This is a genomic window from Gymnodinialimonas sp. JB5-7 (assembly GCF_055693405.1).
This window is the reverse complement of record NZ_JBVFUX010000012.1, coordinates 2,834,907-2,857,026: the sequence shown is the minus strand read 5'-3', so window position 1 is coordinate 2,857,026 and position 22,120 is coordinate 2,834,907. Positions and strand designations below refer to the sequence as shown.

Annotated in this window: 14 protein-coding genes and 2 pseudogenes; 4 read left to right on the top strand and 12 right to left on the bottom strand. The window is 63.4% G+C overall.

Annotated features, from left to right (window positions below; all coding sequences use genetic code 11):
* Positions 1-109: 109 nt before the first annotated feature.
* The 9 genes from ACZ1HK_RS23410 to ACZ1HK_RS23370 form a co-directional block, all read right to left on the bottom strand.
* Positions 110-313: a formate dehydrogenase subunit delta gene (locus ACZ1HK_RS23410; protein ID WP_472630718.1), complete on the bottom strand. Its 204-nt coding sequence runs from the start codon at positions 311-313 to the stop codon at positions 110-112.
* Positions 303-1,112, bottom strand: coding sequence for a formate dehydrogenase accessory sulfurtransferase FdhD (gene fdhD / locus ACZ1HK_RS23405; protein WP_472630717.1), 810 nt, complete (start codon positions 1,110-1,112; stop codon positions 303-305). Before fdhD ends, ACZ1HK_RS23410 begins: the two co-directional genes overlap by 11 nt.
* A 198-nt stretch (positions 1,113-1,310) precedes the next feature.
* Complete coding sequence (gene fdhF / locus ACZ1HK_RS23400) at positions 1,311-4,202, bottom strand: formate dehydrogenase subunit alpha (RefSeq protein ID WP_472630716.1); 2,892 nt, start codon at positions 4,200-4,202, stop codon at positions 1,311-1,313.
* Complete coding sequence (locus ACZ1HK_RS23395; RefSeq protein ID WP_472630715.1) at positions 4,199-5,170, bottom strand: hypothetical protein; 972 nt, start codon at positions 5,168-5,170, stop codon at positions 4,199-4,201. The genes fdhF and ACZ1HK_RS23395 overlap by 4 nt, the downstream gene beginning before the upstream one ends.
* A complete protein-coding gene (locus ACZ1HK_RS23390; protein WP_472630714.1) occupies positions 5,170-6,666 on the bottom strand; it encodes an NADH-ubiquinone oxidoreductase-F iron-sulfur binding region domain-containing protein in 1,497 nt (498 codons plus the stop codon). The genes ACZ1HK_RS23395 and ACZ1HK_RS23390 overlap by 1 nt, the downstream gene beginning before the upstream one ends.
* The gene (locus tag ACZ1HK_RS23385) at positions 6,663-7,130 is read right to left on the bottom strand and encodes a formate dehydrogenase subunit gamma (protein ID WP_472630713.1); all 468 of its coding nucleotides are present in this window, start codon (positions 7,128-7,130) and stop codon (positions 6,663-6,665) included. Before ACZ1HK_RS23385 ends, ACZ1HK_RS23390 begins: the two co-directional genes overlap by 4 nt.
* Positions 7,131-7,258: 128 nt before the next feature.
* Positions 7,259-8,152 (bottom strand): LysR family transcriptional regulator, encoded by an 894-nt coding sequence (locus tag ACZ1HK_RS23380; RefSeq protein ID WP_472630712.1) that lies wholly within the window; start codon positions 8,150-8,152, stop codon positions 7,259-7,261.
* 45 nt (positions 8,153-8,197) lie between these two features.
* On the bottom strand, positions 8,198-9,313 hold the full coding sequence (locus ACZ1HK_RS23375; RefSeq protein ID WP_472630711.1) for a hypothetical protein: 1,116 nt from the start codon (positions 9,311-9,313) through the stop codon (positions 8,198-8,200).
* A 91-nt stretch (positions 9,314-9,404) separates the two neighbouring features.
* Positions 9,405-10,508, bottom strand: a complete 1,104-nt coding sequence (locus tag ACZ1HK_RS23370) for an aminotransferase class I/II-fold pyridoxal phosphate-dependent enzyme (protein WP_472630710.1) — start codon at positions 10,506-10,508, stop codon at positions 9,405-9,407.
* A gap of 126 nt (positions 10,509-10,634) precedes the next feature.
* Between ACZ1HK_RS23370 and ACZ1HK_RS23365 the strand changes: the two genes are divergently transcribed.
* The 4 genes from ACZ1HK_RS23365 (at position 10,635) to ACZ1HK_RS23350 (ending at position 16,645) form a co-directional block, all read left to right on the top strand.
* Entirely contained in the window at positions 10,635-12,698 is a 2,064-nt protein-coding gene (locus ACZ1HK_RS23365; protein WP_472630709.1) for an efflux RND transporter permease subunit, read from the top strand.
* A complete protein-coding gene (locus ACZ1HK_RS23360) occupies positions 12,695-13,150 on the top strand; it encodes a hypothetical protein (protein ID WP_472630708.1) in 456 nt (151 codons plus the stop codon). Before ACZ1HK_RS23365 ends, ACZ1HK_RS23360 begins: the two co-directional genes overlap by 4 nt.
* A 240-nt stretch (positions 13,151-13,390) precedes the next feature.
* Entirely contained in the window at positions 13,391-15,814 is a 2,424-nt protein-coding gene (locus tag ACZ1HK_RS23355) for a CheR family methyltransferase (RefSeq protein WP_472630707.1), read from the top strand.
* Positions 15,815-15,943: 129 nt separating this feature from the next.
* The gene (locus ACZ1HK_RS23350) at positions 15,944-16,645 is read left to right on the top strand and encodes a hypothetical protein (protein WP_472630706.1); all 702 of its coding nucleotides are present in this window, start codon (positions 15,944-15,946) and stop codon (positions 16,643-16,645) included.
* Here ACZ1HK_RS23350 and ACZ1HK_RS23345 read toward each other — a convergent pair.
* The 3 genes and pseudogenes from ACZ1HK_RS23345 to ACZ1HK_RS23335 form a co-directional block, all read right to left on the bottom strand.
* Positions 16,642-20,199 (bottom strand): annotated as a pseudogene (locus ACZ1HK_RS23345) (hydantoinase B/oxoprolinase family protein). The gene ACZ1HK_RS23350 and the pseudogene ACZ1HK_RS23345 overlap by 4 nt on opposite strands.
* A gap of 85 nt (positions 20,200-20,284) precedes the next feature.
* Positions 20,285-21,553, bottom strand: a pseudogene (locus tag ACZ1HK_RS23340) (TRAP transporter large permease); the annotation flags it as partial.
* On the bottom strand, positions 21,550-22,098 hold the full coding sequence (locus tag ACZ1HK_RS23335; protein ID WP_472630705.1) for a TRAP transporter small permease subunit: 549 nt from the start codon (positions 22,096-22,098) through the stop codon (positions 21,550-21,552). The pseudogene ACZ1HK_RS23340 and the gene ACZ1HK_RS23335, both read right to left, overlap by 4 nt.
* Between the last annotated feature and the right edge of the window lie 22 nt (positions 22,099-22,120).

The following is a 22,120-nucleotide window of genomic DNA, read 5'->3' as shown; positions in this document are numbered from 1 at the left end:
CGCGGTTCGCGCGCGCCCTTTCAAACCATGACCAAATGGTCAGAGTTGCGCCCATCTGATCACATCTGGCGGGCTGCGACGATGCGCGACGGGATGGTCGCGTCGCGGCTCAGATCAGCGGGATCGCGTCCTTCACCAGCGGCGCGAGGTCGCTGTCATCTTCCGCCGCATGTGCTTTCAATTCGGCGCGCATTTCCGGCCCCCAAAAATCGTTCAGATGGGCGGCCACACGCTCGGCCTGATCCGCGCCCGGTTGGGTCGCGAAGAAGGTGGCGATCTGGTTGGCCATGCGGGCGAGTTTTTCATGCGGCATGGGTCTGGCTCCGGTCGATGCGGGTGGGATGGGTGAAGGTCTCGAGCCGGCCTTCGCGGGCGAAGGCGGCGATGGTGAGAATTGCCGCCTCGGCCAGGCGCACGGCATGGGCCGTGGGGGCGGAGACGGCGATGAGGATCGGGCACCCGGCGAGGACGGTTTTCTGGACCATCTCGACCGAGATACGGGAGGTCAGGACGATGGCACCTTCGCTCAGGTCTTGACCGTCGCGCAGGGCGGCGCCGATCAGTTTGTCCAGCGCGTTGTGGCGACCCACGTCTTCGCGGGCGAGGACGATCTTGCCGCCCGGCGAAAGCAGGCCTGCGGCGTGGACGGCGTGGGTGAGGTCGTGGAGCGGTTGGTGGGCGCGGAGCGCTTCGGGGGCTTTGGCGGCTTGCGCCAGGCCGATGGAGCCGCCCTGCCCCAGCACCGGCAAATCGCGGAGCGCCTGCTCGAGGGAGTCGATCCCGCAGAGGCCGCATCCGACGGGACCCATCATCGCGCGGCGGCGGTCGCCGAGGGTTTCGGCGACGGCGTCGGGGACCCAGAGGCGAGCCTCGATGCCTGCGTCCGTTTCGATGATCTCGATGGACTCAATTTGGTCGGGGGTTGCGAAGCCTTCGGTGAAGGCGAAGCCTGTGGCGAAGTCCTTAAGGTCGGCGGGCGAGCACATCATGACGGCTTGGGTGGTGCCGTTTACCGTTACGGCCACGGGGGTTTCCTCGGGGAGAGAGCGGGCGACGTCGCGCGCATCTTTGGGTCCGAGGGCCTGGGCGGGGATGGAGCGGGTTGGGGTCATTGGAATGCACCAGAGGGCGAGCGCCTGTCCGTGGGGTGGCGACGCAACGCTTGTTCGGGGCACTTTATGGTTGCCGCGTACATCTTCCGTTCATGGAACGCGCCAAGATCAGCCAAATCGCCAGCCCGCCGGGACGGGCAGGCGCTTGCCCGGCCGCTACGCGGCTGTTAACCGGGCTGGGGATATGACCGTCCCCAATCACTCCGCCGCTTCAATCCGGCGGGACATGGCGGCTTGCGCGTTATACTCACGCTGCCACTCGGTTGGACCGTTCGACAGGCCCACCTGCACCGCCGTCACCTTGTATTCCGGGCAGTTCGTGGCCCAGTCGGAGAAGTCGGTGGTGATGACATTGGCCTGCGTGTCGGGGTGGTGGAAGGTGGTATAGACGACCCCCGGCACAACCTTGTCGGTGAGCGTGGCGCGGAGTGCGGTTTCGCCCGCGCGGGAGGCGAGTTTGACCCAATCGCCTTCCTTGATGCCGCGCACCTCGGCGTCGTGGGGGTGGATTTCCAGCACATCTTCGGAATGCCAGACCGAGTTCTCGGTCCGCCGCGTCTGTGCGCCAACGTTGTATTGCGACAGGATGCGACCGGTCGTCAGCAGGAGCGGGAAACGCGGGCCGGTGCGCTCATCGGTGGCGACATATTCGGTGTTGATGAAGCGGCCCTTGCCGCGCACGAAACCGTCGATGTGCATGATGGGCGAGCCATCAGGGGCATTGTCGTTGCAAGGCCATTGGACGGAACCGCGCGCATCCAGCATATCGTAGTTGACGTTGGCAAAACCGGGGGTGGTTTCGGCGATTTCTTCCATGATTTCTGACGGATGGCTGTAGTTCCAATCGGCCCCCATGGCCTTCGCCAGAAGCTGCGTGACTTCCCAATCGGCGTATCCGTTCTTGGGCTTCATGACCTCACGCACGCGGTTGATGCGGCGTTCGGCATTGGTGAAGGTGCCGTCCTTCTCGAGGAAGGTGGAGCCCGGTAGGAAGACATGGGCGTAGTTCGCCGTCTCGTTCAGGAAGAGATCGTGGACGATAACGCATTCCATGGCGGCAAGGCCCGCCTGGACGTGGTGCGTGTCGGGGTCCGATTGCAGGATGTCTTCACCCTGGCAGTAGAGGCCCTTGAAGCTGCCGGAGACGGCGGCGTCGAGCATGTTGGGGATGCGCAGGCCGGGTTCGGGGTCGATTTTGACGTTCCACTTGCTCTCGAAGATCGCGCGCACCTCGGGGCCTTTCACGTGGCGGTAACCGGGGAGTTCGTGCGGGAAGGAGCCCATGTCGCAGGAGCCTTGCACGTTGTTCTGGCCACGCAGCGGGTTCACGCCCACGCCTTCGCGCCCGATATTGCCGGTCATCATGGCGAGGTTGGCGATGCCCATGACGGTGGTGGAGCCTTGGGAGTGCTCGGTGACGCCGAGGCCGTAGTAGATCGCGCCGTTGCCGCCGGTGGCGTAGAGGCGCGCGGCTTCGCGCAGCTCTTTCGCGGGGACCCCGGTGAGGACTTCGGTCATTTCCGGGGAGTGCCGTGGGTCGGAGACGAAGGCGGCGTAGTCCTGGAATTCATCCCAATCGCAGCGCTCACGAATGAAGGCCTCGTCGTAGATTTTCTCGGTGACGATGACGTGGGCCAGAGCCGTGACGACGGCCACGTTGGTGCCCGGACGGAGCGGCAGATGGTGGGCCGCTTCGATATGGGCCGAGCGGACGACGTCGGTTTTGCGGGGATCGACGACGATCAGCTTGGCGCCCGCGCGGACCCGCTTTTTCAGGCGGCTGGCGAAGACGGGGTGCGCGTCGGTGGGGTTGGCGCCGATGATGACGGCGACGTCCACGTGTTCCACGCTGTCGAAATTCTGCGTGCCGGCGGAGGTGCCGAAGGTCTGGCCCAGGCCATAGCCGGTGGGCGAATGGCAAACGCGCGCGCAGGTGTCGGTGTTGTTGTTCATGAACACGCCGCGGGCGAGCTTTTGGACGAGGTAGGTTTCCTCGTTGGTGCAGCGGCTGGACGTGATCACGCCGATGGACTTGCGGCCGTGCTTTTCCTGAAGGGATTTCAGGCGCTTGGCGGTGAAGTCCATGGCCTCTTCCCAGCTGACCTCTTTCCACGGCTGGTCGATGCTGTCGCGGATCATCGGGTTCAGGATGCGGTCCTGGTGGTTTGCATAGCCCCAGGCGAAGCGGCCTTTGACGCAGGAATGGCCGCGGTTGGCCTCGCCGTGTTTGTATGGGGTCATGCGGACGAGTTCGTCGCCGTTGAGTTCTGCCTTGAAGGAGCAGCCGACGCCGCAATAGGCGCAGGTCGTGACAACGGAGCGTTCGGGGGTGCCCAGTTCGATGACGGATTTTTCCTGGAGCGTGGCGGTTGGGCAGGCCTGCACGCAGGCGCCGCAGGAGACGCAATCGGAGGTCAGGAAATCGCTGTCTGGGCCACCGGCGGAGACGCGGCTGTCAAAGCCCCGGCCTTCGATGGTCAGCGCGAAGGTGCCTTGGACTTCCTCACACGCGCGAACGCAGCGGTTGCAGACGATGCATTTGGAGGGGTCGTAGGTGAAATAGGGGTTCGAGTCGTCCTTGGGCATCCATTCGGGGTTGTCCTGGACGCCTTGGCGCGCCTCGAAATGGTTGGCGAGCGGGACGTTTTCGGGCGCCTCGTAGCGGACATCGCGCAAGCCCACGGCGCCGGCCATGTCCTGCAGTTCGCAATCGCCATTGGCCGCACAGGTCAAGCAATCGAGGGGGTGGTCGGAGATGTAAAGCTCCATCACGCCCTTGCGGATCTTCTTGACCTTCTGGCTTTGCGTGCGGACGACCATGCCCTCGGCGACCGGCGTGGTGCAGGAGGCGGGCGTGCCGCGGCGGCCTTCGATTTCCACGACGCAGAGGCGGCAGGATCCGAAAGCCTCCAGATTGTCGGAGGCGCAGAGCTTGGGGATCGACATGCCGATTTCGGCCGCCGCGCGCATGACGGAGGTGCCTTCGGGCACTGTGACCTCGAACCCGTCAACCGTCAGCGTGACAGGCGCGCCTTGGACGGCGGGGGTGCCCATGTCGCGGTCGTCCCACGGAATGATGAAGTCTTTCATGTTGCGGCCTCACGTTGCTGGCGCAGATCGTCGAGGATCGCGCGGGCTTGGATCAGTTGAATGGAGCGGGCGGAACTGCCTTCGGGCAGCTCGTGCAGATAGGCGGTCAGGTTCGCGAGCTCGGGGCAGCGCGCCGGGTCGATCGGGTAGAAGACCAGATCGCAGCGGGTGCCATCGTCGCGGATGAAATCGAGGGTCAGCTCTTCGCCAAAGCGCAGCGTCGCCCCTCGGAAGATAAGCGTATCGTCTTGCGTCAGGGTGCCGCTGCGGTTTGCGGCCAGCGGGCGGGTGACGCGGTAGGCGTGGCCGTAGCGTAGAGGGGCGCGATCGAGGTGGGTCTCGGTGGAGCGCTCATCGCCCAGAACGTGAGAATAGACGGCGTTGCCGAGATCGGGTTGGTTGGCGAAGAGCGCTTCGAGCTGTTGTTGGTAGCCAGGCTTTGTAGCCTCAAACGCATCGTCCATTTGCGCCTGGCTGTCGGCAGCGGTGGTGCGGAGGAGGGTTTCGGCGCGCAAAAGCTCTAGACGGCGAGCATTGTGCATGCCCCGGTCGCTGGGGGTAAAGAAATCGCGTTCATTCTTTTGGTTGATCATGCGGACAACGCCGGGCGCTTCCGCGAAATTGCCTTCGAATTCGAGGCAGAAGGCTTCACCGGGCTGATCCTCAGGCTCAAAATGCAGGCGCAGGCCGTTGTCATATGGGAAGACATAGGCCCCGAGGAAGCGGACGCGGTCGCCCTTGGAGAGTGCACCATGGCGGTTGGCCTTCAGGTCCTGCAAAACGCGGTAAGTGCGACCAAAAGCGAACCAGCTGTGATCGAGCGACGTGCCGCCCTGCCCGCGCGCAATTGACGCCAGCGCTTTGGGAAGACGCAACTCGGCCAGCATCGCATCAACCGCAGGCAGAGGGCGGTCGCTGATGGCGCGCATCTCCTCTTGTCCGTGGTGTTTGCGAAGGGCCATGGTCATTACTCCGCCGCCTCTTGCGCGACGGCGAATTCCTCGGGGAATTGTTCGAGGGCGGACATGACGGGATATGGCGTGAAGCCGCCGAGCGCGCAGAGCGAGCCGTCTTTCATGGTCTCGCAGAGGTCCACCAAAAGCGGGATCGCGGAGGCATCGCCCTGCCCGATCCGGTCGATGGTCTCGACCCCGCGCACGGCACCGATGCGGCAGGGCGTGCACTTGCCGCAGCTTTCCACGACGCAGAACTCCATCGCGAAGCGGGCCATGCCCAACATGTCGGCGGTCTCATCAAAGATCACGACGCCAGCGTGACCGATCAGGCCGCCTGCGCCGTCAAAGGGTTCATAGGCGAAGGGCGTGTCGAACTTCTCGGGCGCGAAATAGGCACCGAGCGGCCCGCCAACCTGGACAGCTTTGACCGGCTTGCCGGAGGCTGTGCCACCCGCGATGTCGTTGACCAACTCGCCCAGCGGCATGCCAAAGGCGGTCTCGAACAAGCCGCCATGTTTGACGTTGCCCGCGATCTGGATCGGCATGGTGCCTTTCGAGCGGCCAAGGCCGAAGCTTGCGTAGTGGGCCGCGCCCTTCTCGAAAATCACGGGAACCGTGGCAAGCGAGATCACGTTGTTGACCACTGTGGGGCGACCCAGGAAGCCTTCAAGCGCTGGAAGCGGCGGCTTTGCGCGGACAACGCCGCGCTTGCCTTCGAGGGAGTTCAGAAGCGAGGTTTCTTCGCCGCAGACATAGGCGCCTGCGCCAACGCGAACCTCGATGTCGAATTCATGTGATGAATTAAGAACGCTGCCGAGAACGTTGTTTTGCTTTGCGATTTCGATGGCAGCATTCATCACCTCGATCGCATCGGGATATTCCGAGCGGAGGTAGATGTAACCCTTCGTCGCGCCCACACCGAGGCCCGCAATCGCCATCCCTTCGATCAGGCAGAACGGGTCGCCTTCCATGATCATCCGGTCGGCGAATGTGCCGCTGTCGCCTTCATCAGCGTTACAGACGATGTATTTCTGCGGGCCGTCGGCCTTGCGGACGGTTTCCCACTTGATGCCGGTGGGGAAGCCCGCGCCGCCCCGGCCCCGCAGGCCGGACTCGGTCACTTCGGCCACGATGTCGGCATCCGACATCTCGACCGCGCGGCGCAGACCGGTGAGGCCGCCATGGGCCTCATATTCCGCCAGGTTCAGCGGGTCGATCACGCCGCAGCGCTGGAAGGTCAGGCGGTTTTGCTTGGCGTAGAACGGGATGTCCTCGACAGGCCCGAGGGTTTCGGCGGAACCATCGAGGATGGCAGGCACATCGGCGGGCGTGGCCGCGCCGTATCCGATGCGGACACCGTCACATTCAACCTCAACCAGCGGCTCAAGCCAGATCATACCGCGGGAGCCGTTGCGGATAACCTCGGCACCGGCGGCCTCAAACGCGGCAGCGACGGCGTCAGCGCCGAGCGCCTTGGCGGCGGCGTCGCGGGGGACCCAGACTTTCATTGAGTGACCTCCTCAACCAGCGCTTCTGCCGTGACGCGGCCTTTGACCTTGCCGTCAATCATCGCCGCGGGGCCGCAAGCGCACAGGCCCAGGCAATAGACCGGCTCAACCGTGATGCGGCCATCGGCGGAGGTGCCGTGCCAATCGAGGCCAAGCAGCTTCAGCACCTTTTCGGACAGGTCATTCGCGCCGACCGCCTGACAGGCTTCCGCCCGGCAAATCTTGAGCACCGTCTTGCCCGCCGGTTCGCGGCGGAAGTCGTGATAGAAGGAAATCACGCCGTGCAGCTCGGCCTCGGTGATGTTGAGCGCGTTGGCGATGGGCGCACGGGCCGCATCGGGCACATGGCCGAACACCGCCTGAACATCGTGCAGGATCGGCAAAAGCGGACCTTCCAGCCCTATATTTTTCTGGATGATCGCGCTGACGTCACCGGTTTCGGACGGGGCGGCTGTGAGTGGCATGGCATGCTCCGGAGTATACACGCCTAGGATGCAGGCCAATCATTCAGCAATCAATATCGTAGAACCGTCAGTCGATTGAAAATACCAATGTATACAATCCGACATTTGCCCTGCGAAATGCGACGCAGTCAGGGGGTCTCGCGACCGAGCGCGCCGGTGGTCTTGAGTAGCGCCTCGATGACGGGTGTGTGCGGCTCCCGGAAGGGGGCGACCAGGCCCACCGCGTGGTCCAGCCCGCCGCCCTCAATCGGTCGAATGACGAGGTCTGCCTTACCGGCACACAGGAATTGCGCCATGTCGTGGGGCAGAACGGTGATCCAGCCGCCCGCCTCGACATGGGCGGCCAGCACCACGGTCGAGTTGCTTTCCACCTGCGCCTCGGGGGTGACGCCGGCCTCCATGAACGCCTCATTGATGATGCGGCGGTTCTGCATGTCGGGTGTCAGAAGACAGATGCGTTCGCCCGCGAGATCCGCCCATTCGACCTTGTCCTGCATGGCCAGATCGCTTTCGCGGTGGGTCACGAGCGTGTAGCGTTCGCGGTAGAGCGGCGCGGTGGTGACGCGGCCGAGTGGTTCGTTATCGAGGTAGGACAGGCCCGCATCAATTTCGAGGTTATCCAGCATCTTGAGGATTTCAGCCGAGGTGCGGCTGAGGATCGTGAAGCGCACATTTGGATGGGCGGCGGAAAATTCAGCCGACAGGCGCGCGGCCCAGGTCAGGGCGGTGGGGATTACGGCGAGGCGGACGATGCCGCTGAGGCCGTGGCGCGCTGTGCGCATCTCTTGCCGGAAGGTGCGGGCGTCGCTGACCAATTGGCGCGCCCAGACCAGGGCGCGCTGGCCTTCGGGGGTCAGGCCCCCGAAGCGGGAGCCGCGAAAAATCAGCTGCACGCCAAGGCTTTCTTCGAGTTGCTTGATGCCGGTGGACAGCGTGGGCTGTGTCAGACCCAGACTTTCGGCGGCGCGGCCAAAGTGACCTTCGCGCGCGACGGCGATGAACATTTCGAGCTTGTTGATCATGCGACGCTAATGCCAATCAAAAGAGCATATTTCAATCGAAATTCTCTATTGAGCCGCCGCGAGCATCCGGTCGGCCACACGCTGGGAGAGATCTGGGATGGCCTGCCCGTCGATGCCGTGCGCCGTGAGGCAGATGTCAAACCCCTGCCCTGTGCGCACCGCCGTGACCGCCAAAGGCGGGCGGCCAAGAACCGGGGCTGCAGGATGGATGGCGCGCAGATCGAGGCCGAAGAGCGGCGGAAGCCTTCGCCCGACCGGCACAACGGTCAGCACGATGCCGAGCTGGGAGAATTCCCGCTGCACGATGGGACGTAGGAGAGCTGCTGGTATGAAGCGCGCCACGTCCATGCGGGCCGTGGCGATCATCGGGGTGCGCGTGCGGTCGAACAGCGCGGTGCTGGCCAACGAAGGCGCGGAGAGATCGACCGACACCATGCGGGCGCGATTGCCCAACACGCCGCTGGCTGAGCGTAGCGCCTCGATCCGGGCGACCTGGGCATTGTCGCGGCGAGACGATGGGAGGCCATCAAAGGCGGGCTCTTCCAAAAGGGTACGGTGCGCGAGGCGCAGGAGCGCATCCGAATGGCTCGCTGCATCGGGGATGGCGCGCGACAGCGCCTCAAAGTCCAGGCGCAGTAAGGCGGGTTCCGCCGGGGTCAGGCGCAGGTCCGTTTGCGATTGAAGGTGTTCGAGGGTGTACCGGTCTATGTCCGAGAGCGGGATCTTCTGATCGGGGCCCGGTCGGGCCTGTTTCACGATATGGCGTGAAATGCGGGTCCCATCGGCGATGGCGTGGTCGAAGTGGAGGGCAAGGCCGCTCCACCCTGCCCCATCCGGGTTCACAAGGACCGCGCGCCACAGAGGCCGGTCCGTCGTCAGCGCCAGACGCCGCGTCAGGGCCATCATCTGCGCCGCTGCGAGGTCGGGCGCCTCCAAAACGGCGACGTGATCGGCCCAATGCAGCGGAACCCGCGCACCGAAGACGGGGCTGATGCGCCCACGGGGGATGCGGTGAAACCGCTCGGTCCCCTCGACCATCTGGTGCAGACCGAAGAGCGCCCGTTCGGGGTCAAACCCGCCTTTGGCCTCAAACAGGATGGAGATATTGTTGGGACCTGTGCGGTAGAGCGCGGCCTCGGCAGGTGTAAGAAGAAGGCTCACTCCGCCGCAGCCGGGATCGACCCTTCCAGCGCGATGGACAAAGCGTCCAGCAGTGCGTCGATATCGGCGATGCTGTGATGGTTGGTCAGCGTCATGCGCACCCCAACGTCACGGGCCGAGACCGCTGGAGGCGCGACGGCAGCCATGAAATATCCGGCATCCTGCAGAGCGGTTGCGATGGCCGCAGTGCGGGCGATATCGCCAATGCGCATATAGCGCATTGGGGTCCCGTCCGCGCAGGCCAAAGGCAGGCCGCGGGCATGGGCGCCCGCATTGAAATGGGCAATGCGGGCGCGCAGGTCGGCCTGGCGCGCGGCCAACCCTGCCCCGAGGTGCAAGCGTGCAGCCCCAGGATCGCCCCCAGCATCGGCGGCTGAACGGGGCCCGAGAAGGTCATCGCGGGGCCAAAGGCGCGCACCGCTTCGGCCTGATCTTCATTGGCCAGCGCCAGGCAGCCGCCCGCGCAGGCGAAGCTTTTGTTGAGCGAAAGTGCCACAAGAACGCGCGGATGGTCGGGCCAGTGTTGCAGGGCAAGACCCTGCCCCCGATCCCCACACCAGCCAGCAGCATGGGCGTCGTCGACATAGAGGTTGAGGCGCGGATCCTCGGCCAGCAGCCTGTCATAGGCCGCGAACGGGGCGATGTCGCCGATCATGGAATAGATGCCATCGATCAACAGCCAAACGCGCGGTGCGTCGCTGGATCGCAGTTTCCGCGCCACATGGTCGGGCGCGCTGTGGCCGACTGTCTGGACCTGAATGCCTTGGGCTTTCAGGAGGTTGGCCGCCACGTGCAGGCTGGCATGGGCCTGCACATCGATCAGCACAAGATCCTCTGCGCCAACCAGCAGCGGAAGGGCCGCCTGATGGCCAAGCGAGGTTGAGGGCACCAAAAGCGCTGGCCGGCCCGTGATCTGGGCCAGAAGCGCCTCAGCCTCCGCATAGGGAGGGGCCGAAATGAAGGCGCGAGAGGCGGAAAATTGCGTGCCGTAAGCCTGCGTTGCGGCGATGGCGGCGTCTTTCAGGGCAGGCTCCATCTCCAGCCCGAGATAAGAACAAGAGGCGAAGCTGAGCATCTGGCGACCGGCGAGGGTAATCTCGCGCCCCGTCAAAACCTCATCTTCCGCGACTTGCTGGAGCAAGCCCATGCCGCGGCCCACACGCAAAGGGGCAAGGCGGTTTGTCAAATCTGTCATTACAATCCAATGGTCTGTTCCCTCGTCAATTGGGCATTGCGCCCTAGCTGCCGTCAACGGAGAATGCCCGTACTTGCCGCGACTGGTGCGGCGCGTGATGCAACGAAGAAACAACAGGCTAGAGGCATGAGCGAGACGATAGCGGCCGCAACGCGCAGGCCGCGCCCCTATCTGGCCGCTGGCCTGGCGCTGATATTAACCGTTCTTGCGGTCATCGGTGCGCGCGATTTGCATGTTGAGGCGGATGTGACCCGCGCGCTGGAAGGCGATAGTGCGGGCTACCGGGCGTATGAGGTCTTTCGGGATCAGTTCGCATTGGGCGTGGCGGACGAGGCGCTTTTGGTCCGCGCTGACGATCTTGCGGAGCCTGCCGCCTTTGAAGCGCTGGAAAACCTGATCCTTGATCTGCAATTCACCGACGGCGTGGCCGAGGTGGTGAGCCTGTTTTCGATCCCGGCGGAGGGTGTGACAACACCGCTGATCCTGGCCGATCCGGAGGCGCCGTTGGACGCGCGGTTCGATACCTTCTTTGTGGCAGGGGATGCGGCAGGTGCGCTTGTGTCGGCCGATCGGTCCGCGGCCCTTTTGCATGTGATTGCAGCAAATGGTGTGGCGCCGGGCACCCTGGCCGAGGCCTTGCCGCCGTTAATCGACGGGGCCGCGCCGTTGGATGTGCGCGCCGTGGGGCAACAGGCGGTGGAGCGCCAGATCTCCAACAGTTTGATCCGCGATCAGGCGGTCGTGACGCCGCTGGCGGTCCTGATCTGCATCCTTGTGGGCTGGCGGATCGTGCGCTCGCTACGGGCGATTGTGGTCTGCGCCGTTCCGTCCATATGCGGCGTGTTGTGGTTTACGGGCCTATTGGGCTGGTCGGGCCGCCCGCTTGACCCATGGCTGGCAACCTTGCCGACTTTGGTGATGGTGTTGGCCTTTGCCGATACGCTGCATCTGTTCTACGCCAGCCGGGAAAAGGGCATGAGCCTGGAGCGGGCGTTGCGGGATGTGTTGCCTGCGGCGTTCATGACTTCGCTGACCTCGGCCCTTGCCTTGGGCAGTTTTGCGATTGTGGGCACCGATGCGCTGAATGGCTTGGCGTTTTGGGGGCCGATCTCGGTCGCGTGTGGGTTTGCGGCGGTCTGTCTCGTGTTCCCGCTGATGGTGCGATTGATGGCGCCGCGGACAAAACGCGCGCCGCATGGCTTCACCATAGCCCTGACGCCTGCGCGCGCCGGATTGGCGCGGCCCTATGTGGCGGCGGGCCTTGCGATATTGGTGGCCTTGGCGCTGCTTCCGGCGATGAACCGGGCTGAGCCCACATTCTCAATCTCCGAGCATATCCGTGATGCCAGCCCGTTGGGGCGTGATCTGGCCTATATGGAGGATCAGGGGCTTGGGTCCGCGTCGCTGTTTGTCGTGGTTGATGACACAGACGGCGTGCCGGGCCTGTCGGAGGCGGACGGCCCGCGTCTGGCGCAGGTGGCCGAGGCGGCGTTCAGCGGCACGGGCCGGCCTGCCGATGGCGTGCCGCAGGTGCCGCAACGGTTCCAGGCCGCCGACGGCTTGTCGGTCGCCTTGCCCGTGCTTTTGCCGCTTGGCACGGGCCCGGACAGATTTGGCGCGGAGGTTGAGGCGCTCCACAGCGCGCTGGAGGCGGGCGGGTTGGGTGATGTCACGATGCTGTCGGGGCAATCCCTGCTGTCGCATGAAGTGGTGCCGGAGACCGTCGCCAGCATGCGGATGAGCTTTTACATCGCGCTTGGCGCGATCCTGTTGGTGGTAGCCATCTCGCAACGGTCGCTTGTGCTGGCGGCACTGGCCACCGGCGTGAGCGCGATGCCGATGATGGCGATTGAGACGGTGATGGTTCTGAGCGGCGAAGGCATGACGATGAGTGTAGCCTTTGCCCTGACCGTCGCCTTTGGCATTGCGGTGGATGACACGATCCATTTCCTCAACCGCTGGCGTCTGGCCGAAGGGGACCGGGACGCGCGCCTAGCCGAGGCCCTGACCCATGCCGGGCCGCCGATGGTGGCGTCGACGCTGATCATGTCGCTCGGCTTTATCGCGACGATCTTCAGCGCCACGGCAAGTCTGCCGATATTTGGCGCGTTTGTGATCTTCTCGCTCTGGATGGCGCTGATCTTTGATCTAGGGTTTCTGCCGTCCCTGATCCGAATGGTGAAAAGATGAAAAAACTTGTGCTCGCCACCCTTATTGCCGCCGCGCCGATGACCGCCACTGCGGAAGTTCCGGCATGGCTGTCCGGCGAATGGGGCACCAATGCGCGGCTGACGGCGCCCGACGGGGCGCAGTTGCGCATCCGTTGCACATTGGAGGCCAATGACGACGCGTCCACGACTTGGACCGGCACCCTGGGATGCGCGACCGTGCAGGGGCGTTTCCAGGGGCAATGGCAGATTGCCATCTCGGGTGGGAGCGCGGCGGGACAGGTGGTTTTTTCGGGTACGGAAAACGCCACGCTGTCTGTTTCGGGCAGCGCATCTGACGCTCGGATTGATCTGGCCTCTTCCGACGGGCAAGGCGTGGCCTTCGCGCCGGGTGACGCGGGTGCCCTGATTGTGGAGATGCAGGCCCTCGGCCCGCAGCGCCTGACCGGGGCGTTGACGTTCGAACCTCGGTGAGTGTGGCGAAAATACCCTATCCCTGTTGAGGTTTAGCCCGAAATCCTTGCGTCTTGGCCCCTTCGTCGCGGTTGTTCCGCTGGCCCGGACCCTCTAGCCTTTCAGCCATCACACGTGCCTGAATTTGCGCGCCTTTCGGAGCCACCTTGATGCCTGAAGCTGAAGCGACCCCCCTGAAGAGCCCCTGTATTTCGTCGGCATCGCGGCCTCGGCCGGGGGCTGGAGGCGGCCTCGTCCCTTGTGCAGAACCTGCCGCCGGATGCGCATGCCGTCTACGTGCTGGCCCAACATATGTCGCCCACGCACAAGAGCCTTCTGACCGCGCTCATTTCACGCGAGACTCCGCTTCCGGTGGTGGAACTGGATGGCACAACCGCACCGATCGCCAACACCATTTTCATCACGCCGCCCAATTCGGATGTCGTCTTGCAAGACGGCAAATTGCGGCTGGTGGACCCAAGCGGTCACCCTGCCTCACCCAAACCGTCTGCGGACCGGCTGTTCAAATCGATCGCGGAAGAAGTCGGGGAGCGTACGGTGGGTGTGGTGCTGTCGGGCACCGGCAGTGACGGCAGCTATGGCGTGCAAGCAATCCGCGAGGCGGGTGGCATCACAATCGCGCAGGACGTGGCGACGGCAAAATACGACGGCATGCCGGCCTCGGCCGCTGAAACGGGGTGCATCGACCTGACCCTGTCGCCGGAGCAGATCGGGCAGCATTTGACGAAAATCCTGACCCAAACACGAGATTTTTCGCAGCTGCGCCGCCTGAACGAGCGGCCAAGCAAGCTGTCCGACATTTTCCAGATCCTGCTGGCACGTACGAACGTGGATTTCCGCGATTACAAGGAAACGACTGTCACGCGGCGCATCAACCGGCGCATGGCCGCGCTCGATATCAAGGATTACGACGACTACGTCGCCTTTTGCCGGACTTCGGCTGAAGAGGTCGACGCGCTGTTTCGGGACCTGCTGATCTCCGTCACGCGGTTTTTCCGTGACCACAACCAGTTCGAACAACTGCATGGCGAGTTTGAGCGGCTTGTGGGCGGCAAGGATGTCGGCCAATTGCGGCTTTGGGTTGCCGGCTGTGCCACTGGTGAAGAGGCCTATTCGATCGCGATCATGCTGTCCGAGGCGATGGGCGGCCTGGAAAAGCTGCGTAAGGCCCGCGTGCAGATTTTCGCAACCGATATCGACGACAGGGCGCTGGAGGTTGCACGGCGCGGGAGCTATCCGATCACGGCGGCCTCGGACATCCCCGAGCGCATTCTGGAGACCTATTTCAAGGTCCATGACGGGCGGATCGAGGTTGTGCCCGAACTGCGCGCCATCACGCTGTTTTCGCTGCACAACATCTTCCACGATCCGCCGTTCCTGAACGTTGATTTTGTCAGCCTTCGCAATGTGTTGATCTACTTCAACACATCCCTTCAGAACCGGGTTCTGCACCGTATCCACTACGCTCTGAAATCCACAGGCCTTCTGTTTCTGGGCACGTCCGAGACGGTCGGATCGATGGATACCTTGTTTGAGACGCGCAGCGGGGGCGAAAAAATATTCTCCAAGCGTCGCATGGGTCAAACGCCCTCGCCCCGGTTCACAACTGGCAGTACCGCGCTGGGGCGCTGGACGCCGACGCCGAACCTGCCGCGTGTCGAGACGGTGGCCGACCCGCAGGTCTCGCCCCATGGCACGTTCGACGCCTTGGCCCGCGTTGTCGCCAAGAACGGGTTCATCGTGACCCGCAGTGGCGAAATGGTTCGGGTGTTTGGCGACATCTCACCCTTTACGCAGATGACGGAAAACGCCCTGCTTTGGGTCGGGGTGCGGAATTTGCGCAAGCCGTTGCGCGATGAAATGACCGGCCTGTGCGCCACGGCGCTGAAAAACAAGCAGCACCGGACCGGGCGCTGGCATGCGATGGATGGCGAAGACTTCAACGAAGTGCGAGCTGTTTGCTACCCTTTGCCAAGCATTGATCATGGCGAAGATCATGTTCTGGTTGGGATCGAGACGCGCACGAAGGAATCGCAGGTCGACGTGCTTGAAACCCTCAGCGAGGATGAACAGCGCACCTACATCCGCCAGATGGAGCAGGAGATCAGCCAGACGCGGGAGGCGCTGCAACAAACGGTGGAGGAATTGCAGACCTCGAATGAGGAATTGCAGAGCATCAACGAGGAAATGCAGTCCACCAATGAGGAGCTTCAGGCGACGAACGAAGAGCTTGAGACCTCCAACGAGGAGCTGCAATCGACCAACGAGGAGTTGATCACGGTCAACGAAGAGCTGCAGGTCAATTCGGCCGAGCTCCAGCGTGTTTCTACCGAATTGGGGGCCACGCTGGATGTTGTGCCGTTCCCGGTTCTTGTGATTGATCAAGCCCTTATCGTGCGTCGTGCATCCCAGGCGGCGATTGATCGGTTCAATATCAAGGATCTGCCAAAAACCGGTATTCACCTGTCGCAGTGCAACCTGCCTGACGACACCGCGCAGCTGACCAGCATCTGCAACGAGGTCTTCCGGATGCGCGAAGAGCAGATCCTGAATTTCAAATCCGATGGTTTGGATATGCGGCTGTCGGTGACGCCATTCCTGAACCAGGTGGACGAGGTTCTGGGCGTTGTTGCGACCATCGTTGAGGATGCGCAGCGCGATTAAACCCGCATGGCCATGCCTGAAAAGACAGGTACGCGATGCTTTCCGTGCAGCCGGAAAGCAACTATTAATGGTTTCTTAAGGAGATCATTATAATTATCGGGTTCAACGACCATGACGGAGGAGCTTGGCTTGTCCGATCCACAGCATACTGACGGGCTGTCCATTACATTGACCCACGCATCGCCCGGTGCGCCTTGGGTGCCCATTGCGCTGGTCATTTCAAAGCCGGAGCATCGGCACCGGATCACCTTCACACGAGAACGTCCGCTGGAAGAGGTCTTTTGCCCGGAAATCAGTGACCGCATCTTTGCCGTTCTGCAGGAGTTCTCGCGCAACAAATCTGACGGCGTGTTCAGCAATCCAGATGAAGAAATTCAGCTGCCTGGTCTGTCCCTCAAGCAATTGCGGGTGCTGTATTCGCACTACGATGATCAGCCTAACCGCGCCCTGGTGCGTTTTGCGGCCGTAGCGGGCAACCCGCACCGGGCCCTGAAAACCGAGGATGGGTTCAGCTATCCGTTGGAGGCATTGACCAGCCAGGTGTACCGAGATGCGCTGGATTGGGTGCTGCTGCCCGCGATCAATGCCGTGGCGATCGAGGATATGTCGATCCTGACGGAGGATCACGAGACCAAGCTGGAAGCGGCGATGGATCAGCTCCGCTCGTCCAAGGATCGGCTGCTGTTCCAAGTGGAGCTCGTCAAACGCGAATTGACCAGGCTGGAGAGCCGGGCCTATTCGAAACATCTTGAGAACCGTCCCCTTCTGGCTGCGGAACCGGAGCAGGAGGAATTTCGGACCATGAAGGCGCTGCGTCGCCTCGACGACTAAGGTGCGCCAAAGCCGCCGCCGCCCGGGGTTTGCAGGATAAACACATCGCCGGGCAGCAATTCCGCTTGATCATTGCCCTGTAGCTTCTCGGTTCGGCCATCCGCGCGTTGAACGGCGTTGATGCCAATGCCTCCTGGCCCGCCGCCGGCTGCCCCGTGGGGCGGGACAGTGCGATGCGAGGTCAAAGTGGTCACTGTCATCGCCTCATCAAAGCGCAAGCGCCGCGTGATCCCTTCCCCGCCGGTCCAGCGCCCCTGCCCGCCGGACCCTGTGCGGATCGAGAATTCCTCCACCGTCACTGGAAATCGCGTCTCCAGCACTTCGGGGTCGGTCATGCGCGTGTTGGTCATGTGGGAATGCACGGCAGAGGTGCCGTGGAAGCCGTCGCCCGCGCCGGTGCCGCCGCAGATGGTCTCGTAGTTCTGGTAGGTGGAATTGCCGTAGACGAAATTGTTCATCGTCCCTTGGCTGCCCGCAATCACACCTAGGGCACCATAGAGCGTGTCGGCGATGGATTGGCTGACCTCGGTATTGCCCGAGATGACCGCCGCCGGATAGGCCGGGTTGATCATGGAGCCTTCGGGCACGATCAGGTTGAGCGGTTTCAGGCACCCCTCGTTCATCGGGATGTCGCTGCCCACAAGGGTGCGGAAGACGTAGAGGACGACTGCGCGGCAGATCGCCAAAGGCGCGTTGTAGTTGAATTCCGATTGTGGCGAGGTGCCAGTGAAATCGAGTGTCGCCTCGCGGGCTTGCTTGTCGACAGTGATGGCGACCTTGATCTGCGCGCCGTCATCCATCGGATAGGTGAATTGGCTGTCTTTCAGGACGTCGAGGACGCGACGCACGCTTTCTTCGGCATTGTCCTGCACATGGCCCATATAGGCGTGGATCGTCTCCAGCCCGAATTGCTTCGTGATCTTGGTCAGTTCCGCCACACCAGTGGCGTTGGCTGCGATCTGCGCGGCAAGGTCCGCCATGTTTTCTTCGATGTTTCGGCACGGATAGTCGCCCGAGGCCAGAAGCGCGCGGGTTTCGGCATCGCGTAAGGTGCCCTGTTTCGACCAGCAGGAAGTTGTCGATGACCACCCCTTCCTCGGTGATAACGCGGCTGTCTGGCGGGGCGGAGCCGGGGGTCTTGCCGCCGATATCGGCGTGGTGGCCGCGCGAGGCGACAGTGTAGACGATCTCGCCCCCATCAAAGACCGGCGTGATGACGGTGACGTCCGGCAAGTGCGTGCCGCCGTTGAAGGGGTTGTTCATCATGAACACGTCGCCGGGGCGGATCTTGCCTTCGTTCAGGCGCAGAATGGTGCGGACGGATTCCGACATGGAGCCCAGGTGGACGGGCACATGCGGTGCGTTCGCGACAAGATCGCCGTGCTGGTCGAAGATGGCGCAGGAAAAGTCGAGCCTTTCCTTGATGTTGACGGAATAGGCGGTGTTCTGGAGGGTGGCGCCCATCTGCTCGGCGATCGACATGAAGAGGTTGTTGAAGACCTCCAACATGACCGGATCGACGGCGGTGCCGATGGCCTCGGCCCGTTCCAGCGGCACGATGCGTTCCAGTAGAAGATTGCCGCCCGCCACACAGGTCGCGCGCCAGCCTTCTTCTATCATATTGGTGCCGGTGGGTTCGGTCAGGATGGCGGGGCCGTCGACATGGGCGCCGATTTTCAGGGTGGCGCGGTCGACCAACGGCACGTCGCGGAAGGCACCGCAGGTGTAGAGGCGGACATCGAAGGGCGCTGTGCCCGCGCCGTCGGGGTCCGGCATGGAAACACCTTCGCCGGTCTGACCCACGGCCTCGGCCACCAGAACGTCGAGCAGGAGGTCGGAGGTGTCGGGTTCGAACCCGAAGCGTTGTTTGTGGGCCTCGACGAAATCGGCGGTCATCTGGGCCGCGTCGCCGAAGGGAACCTCCAACGTTTGCTGCGCACCACGCGGGCGGATATGGGCGGTCGCGATGATCTGGATTTGATCGTCGGCCATGCCCTGCCCCGCGACTTCCGCGCGGGCGAGGTCGGAGAGCGCGGCCATATCGGCGGTTGCGTCCTGCGGCGATGGACGCGCCGATCTGGCGTTCCTTCATGGCGCGGATATCGGCGAGCCCCATGCCGAAGGCCGACAAGACCCCGGCGAAGGGGTGGATAAAAATCCGTTCCATTCCAAGGGCGTCGGCCACCAGACAGGCGTGCTGCCCCCTGCCCCGCCGAAGCAGTTCATCGTGTAGCCCGTCACGTCATAACCGCGCTGGACGGAGATCTTCTTGATCGCGTTGGCCATGTTTTCCACGGCGATGCGCAGGAAGCCTTCGGCGAGGTCTTCGACCGATTTGTCGGTGCCGATCTCGGCGCGCAGCGCCTCGAATTTCTCACGCACCACATCAGCGTCCAGAAGCTCATCGCCGTTGGGGCCGAAGACAGCGGGGAAATGGGCAGGTTGGAGTTTTCCCAGAAGGACGTTGCAATCGGTCACGGTAAGCGGGCCGCCACGGCGATAGGCGGCGGGACCGGGGTTGGCGCCTGCGGATTCGGGGCCAACCTGCATCCGGCCATCACGGTAACTGAGGATCGAGCCACCGCCAGCGGCGACCGTGTGGATCGACATCATCGGTGCGCGCATACGGACGCCCGCGACCTCGGTCTCGAAACCGCGTTCGTACTCGCCCGCGTAATGGCAGACATCGGTGGAGGTACCGCCCATGTCGAAACCGATGAGCTTGTCTGTGCCCCAGCGCTTCGGCGGTGCGGACCATGCCAACGACGCCGCCTGCGGGGCCGGACAGGATCGCATCGCGGCCCTGGAACAGGCTCGCGTCGGTCAGCCCGCCATTGGATTGCATGAACATCAGGCGGGTGTCCGCGCCGAGGGCGGAGGCCACCTGATCCACGTAGCGGCGCAGGATCGGGGAGAGGTAGGCGTCGACCACCGCCGTGTCGCCCCGGCCCACCAGTTTGATCAGCGGGGAAGCTTCGTGGCTGAGCGAGATTTGGGTGAAGCCAACCTCGCGCGCGATGTCACCTAGGGTCTGTCTCATGGCCGGGGAAGCGGTAGGAGTGCATCAGCGCGATGGCGACGGAACTGTAGCCGTCTTCGTAGGCCGTCTGCAGCGCGGCGCGGGCGGTGTCGGCGTCCAGCGGGGTCTCGACATTTCCTTCGGCGTCCAAACGCTCGGTGACTTCCACCACGTCTTCGTAAAGCAGTTCCGGCAACTCGATGTTGAGGTCGAACAGGCGCGGTCGGTTCTGGTATCCAATGCGCAAGAGATCACCGAGACCTTGGGTGATGAGCAGGAGCGTGCGTTCGCCCTTGCGCTCCAGCAACGCGTTGGTGGCGACGGTTGTGCCCATTTTCACGGCATCCACCGCGCCGTCTGGGATCGGATCGGTCATGGACAAACCCAGCAGCGTGCGTACGCCATGGACGGCGGCATCACGGTAGGCTTCCGGGTTCTCAGACAGCAGCTTGTGCGTGTGCAGCGCGCCCGCGGGGTCCTTGGCCACGATATCGGTGAAGGTGCCGCCACGGTCGACCCAGAATTGCCAGCTCATCGGAGGGTTCCTCTTCGTTTGCGGGCCGTTTGGACCGCATTGGTTCAATGTTCACAAGGGGTTTGAGCGCTATTCCAGCGCGTTCGGGCAGCCAGAGCGCGATGTCAGGCAGCCAGATCAAAGCGAAGGCCATGGCCAGCATGACCAAGCAGTATGGGAGCGCGCCGAGCATGACTTCGTTGAGTGAGCCGGACTTCCGTGCGCCCTGGACGACGTAGAGGTTCAGGCCAACGGGTGGGGTGATCAGGGCCATCTCGATCAGCACGATCATCAGGATGCCGAACCAGATGACGTCATAGCCCTGCGCCAGCACCATGGGCACGATGATCGGGATCGTGACGACCATGAGCGAGAGGGTTTCGATGAAGAAGCCGAGCACGATGTAGAGGACGACGACGACCATGATGAAGCCCATCGGGCCGAGGCCGAGGCCTTCCATGAATGCGGTCAACTCGCGGCCGAGCCCGGCGGACGAAAGCGTGAAGTTCAGGAAAGACGCGCCGATGATGATCAGCATGATCATGGAGGTGATCTTGACGGTGCCCAGAAGGCTGTCGCGCATCATGGTCAGCGAAATGCCACCGAAGGCGGCGGCGATCAGAAGGGCGCCGGCGACGCCTACGGCGGCGGCCTCGGTCGGGGTGGCCCAACCGCGATAGATGGAGCCTACGATCAGGCCGAACAGTATCAGGATCGGGATCAGGTCCAGCAGCGCGCGGGCCATTTGCGCGAAGGGAAAGAGGCGGCGTTGTCCGCCGAGGTCGGGGCGGATGGTGCAGATGATCGCGGTGACGATCAGGAAGGCGAGCGCCAGGGCAAGGCCGGGGATCAGGCCCGCGAGGAAGAGTTGCGGGATGCTGGATTGGGTCAGGAAGCCGTAGACGATCAGGTTGATCGAGGGCGGGATCATGATGCCGAGCGTGCCACCGGCCGCGATGGCGCCGGAGAAGAGCTTGGGGTCGTAGCCCAGTTTCTCGGCCTGCGGCATGGCGACAGTTGCGACGGTCGCCGCCGTGGCAACGGACGAGCCGGAGGTAGCGGAGAACATCGTGGCTGTGGCGACGTTTGCGTGGACCAGCCCGCCGGGCAGCCAGCTGACCCAGCGGTCGAGGGCTGCATAGGTGCGGGTGGCGACGCCGGAGCGGACGAGGATTTCGCCGAGCAGAACGAAGAAGGGGATGGCGATCAGCGTGGCCGAGTTGGAGGACGACCAGACCATGTTTCCCAAGCCGCGCGTCAGCGGGAAGGACGAGAAGAACTGATCGACGCCGAAGCCGAGAAGGAACAGCACGATGCCGACGGGGATCGACAGGGCGAGGAGCGCGAGGAGGCCAGCGGAGACATAGGTGATCATTGCAGGCTGTCCTGTTCTGCGAAGGCACCGGCGAAGGGCTCGGTCTCCGGTCCCCTGCCCTTGGCGACCAGAAGGATGGCGCAGAGTGTCACGAGGCAAGACATCAGCGCGAACCAGACCCAGCCCGCAAACCACGGCACCTGCACCCAGGCGAGCGGCGTGGCGAGCGGTGTGTTGGCGCGGGAGCCGTTGGTCAGCGCCCGTTCCACCACGGGCCAGCATTTGATGGCGACAGTGACGACAACGGCGGACATGGTGATGAGCGAGAAGACGTCAAACAGCGCCTTGGCCTGCGGCCCCGTGCGGGACCGCAGAAGATCGATGCGGATATGGCCCAGTTCCAGAAGGGCGTAGGCCATGCCCCAGCTTGTCGCCAGCGCGATGGCGTAGCCCGCCAGCTCCTCCGACCCGCCGAAAGAGGCATGGAATTGGCGCAGGATGATGTCGAGCACGACGAACCCGGCCATCCCCAGCAGGCCAATGCCCACCAGCAGGGCCACGGCGCGGTTGATCCGGCGCAAGCGGTCGATCAAAGCCAATTCCATGATTATGCTTTCTTATCAGTTG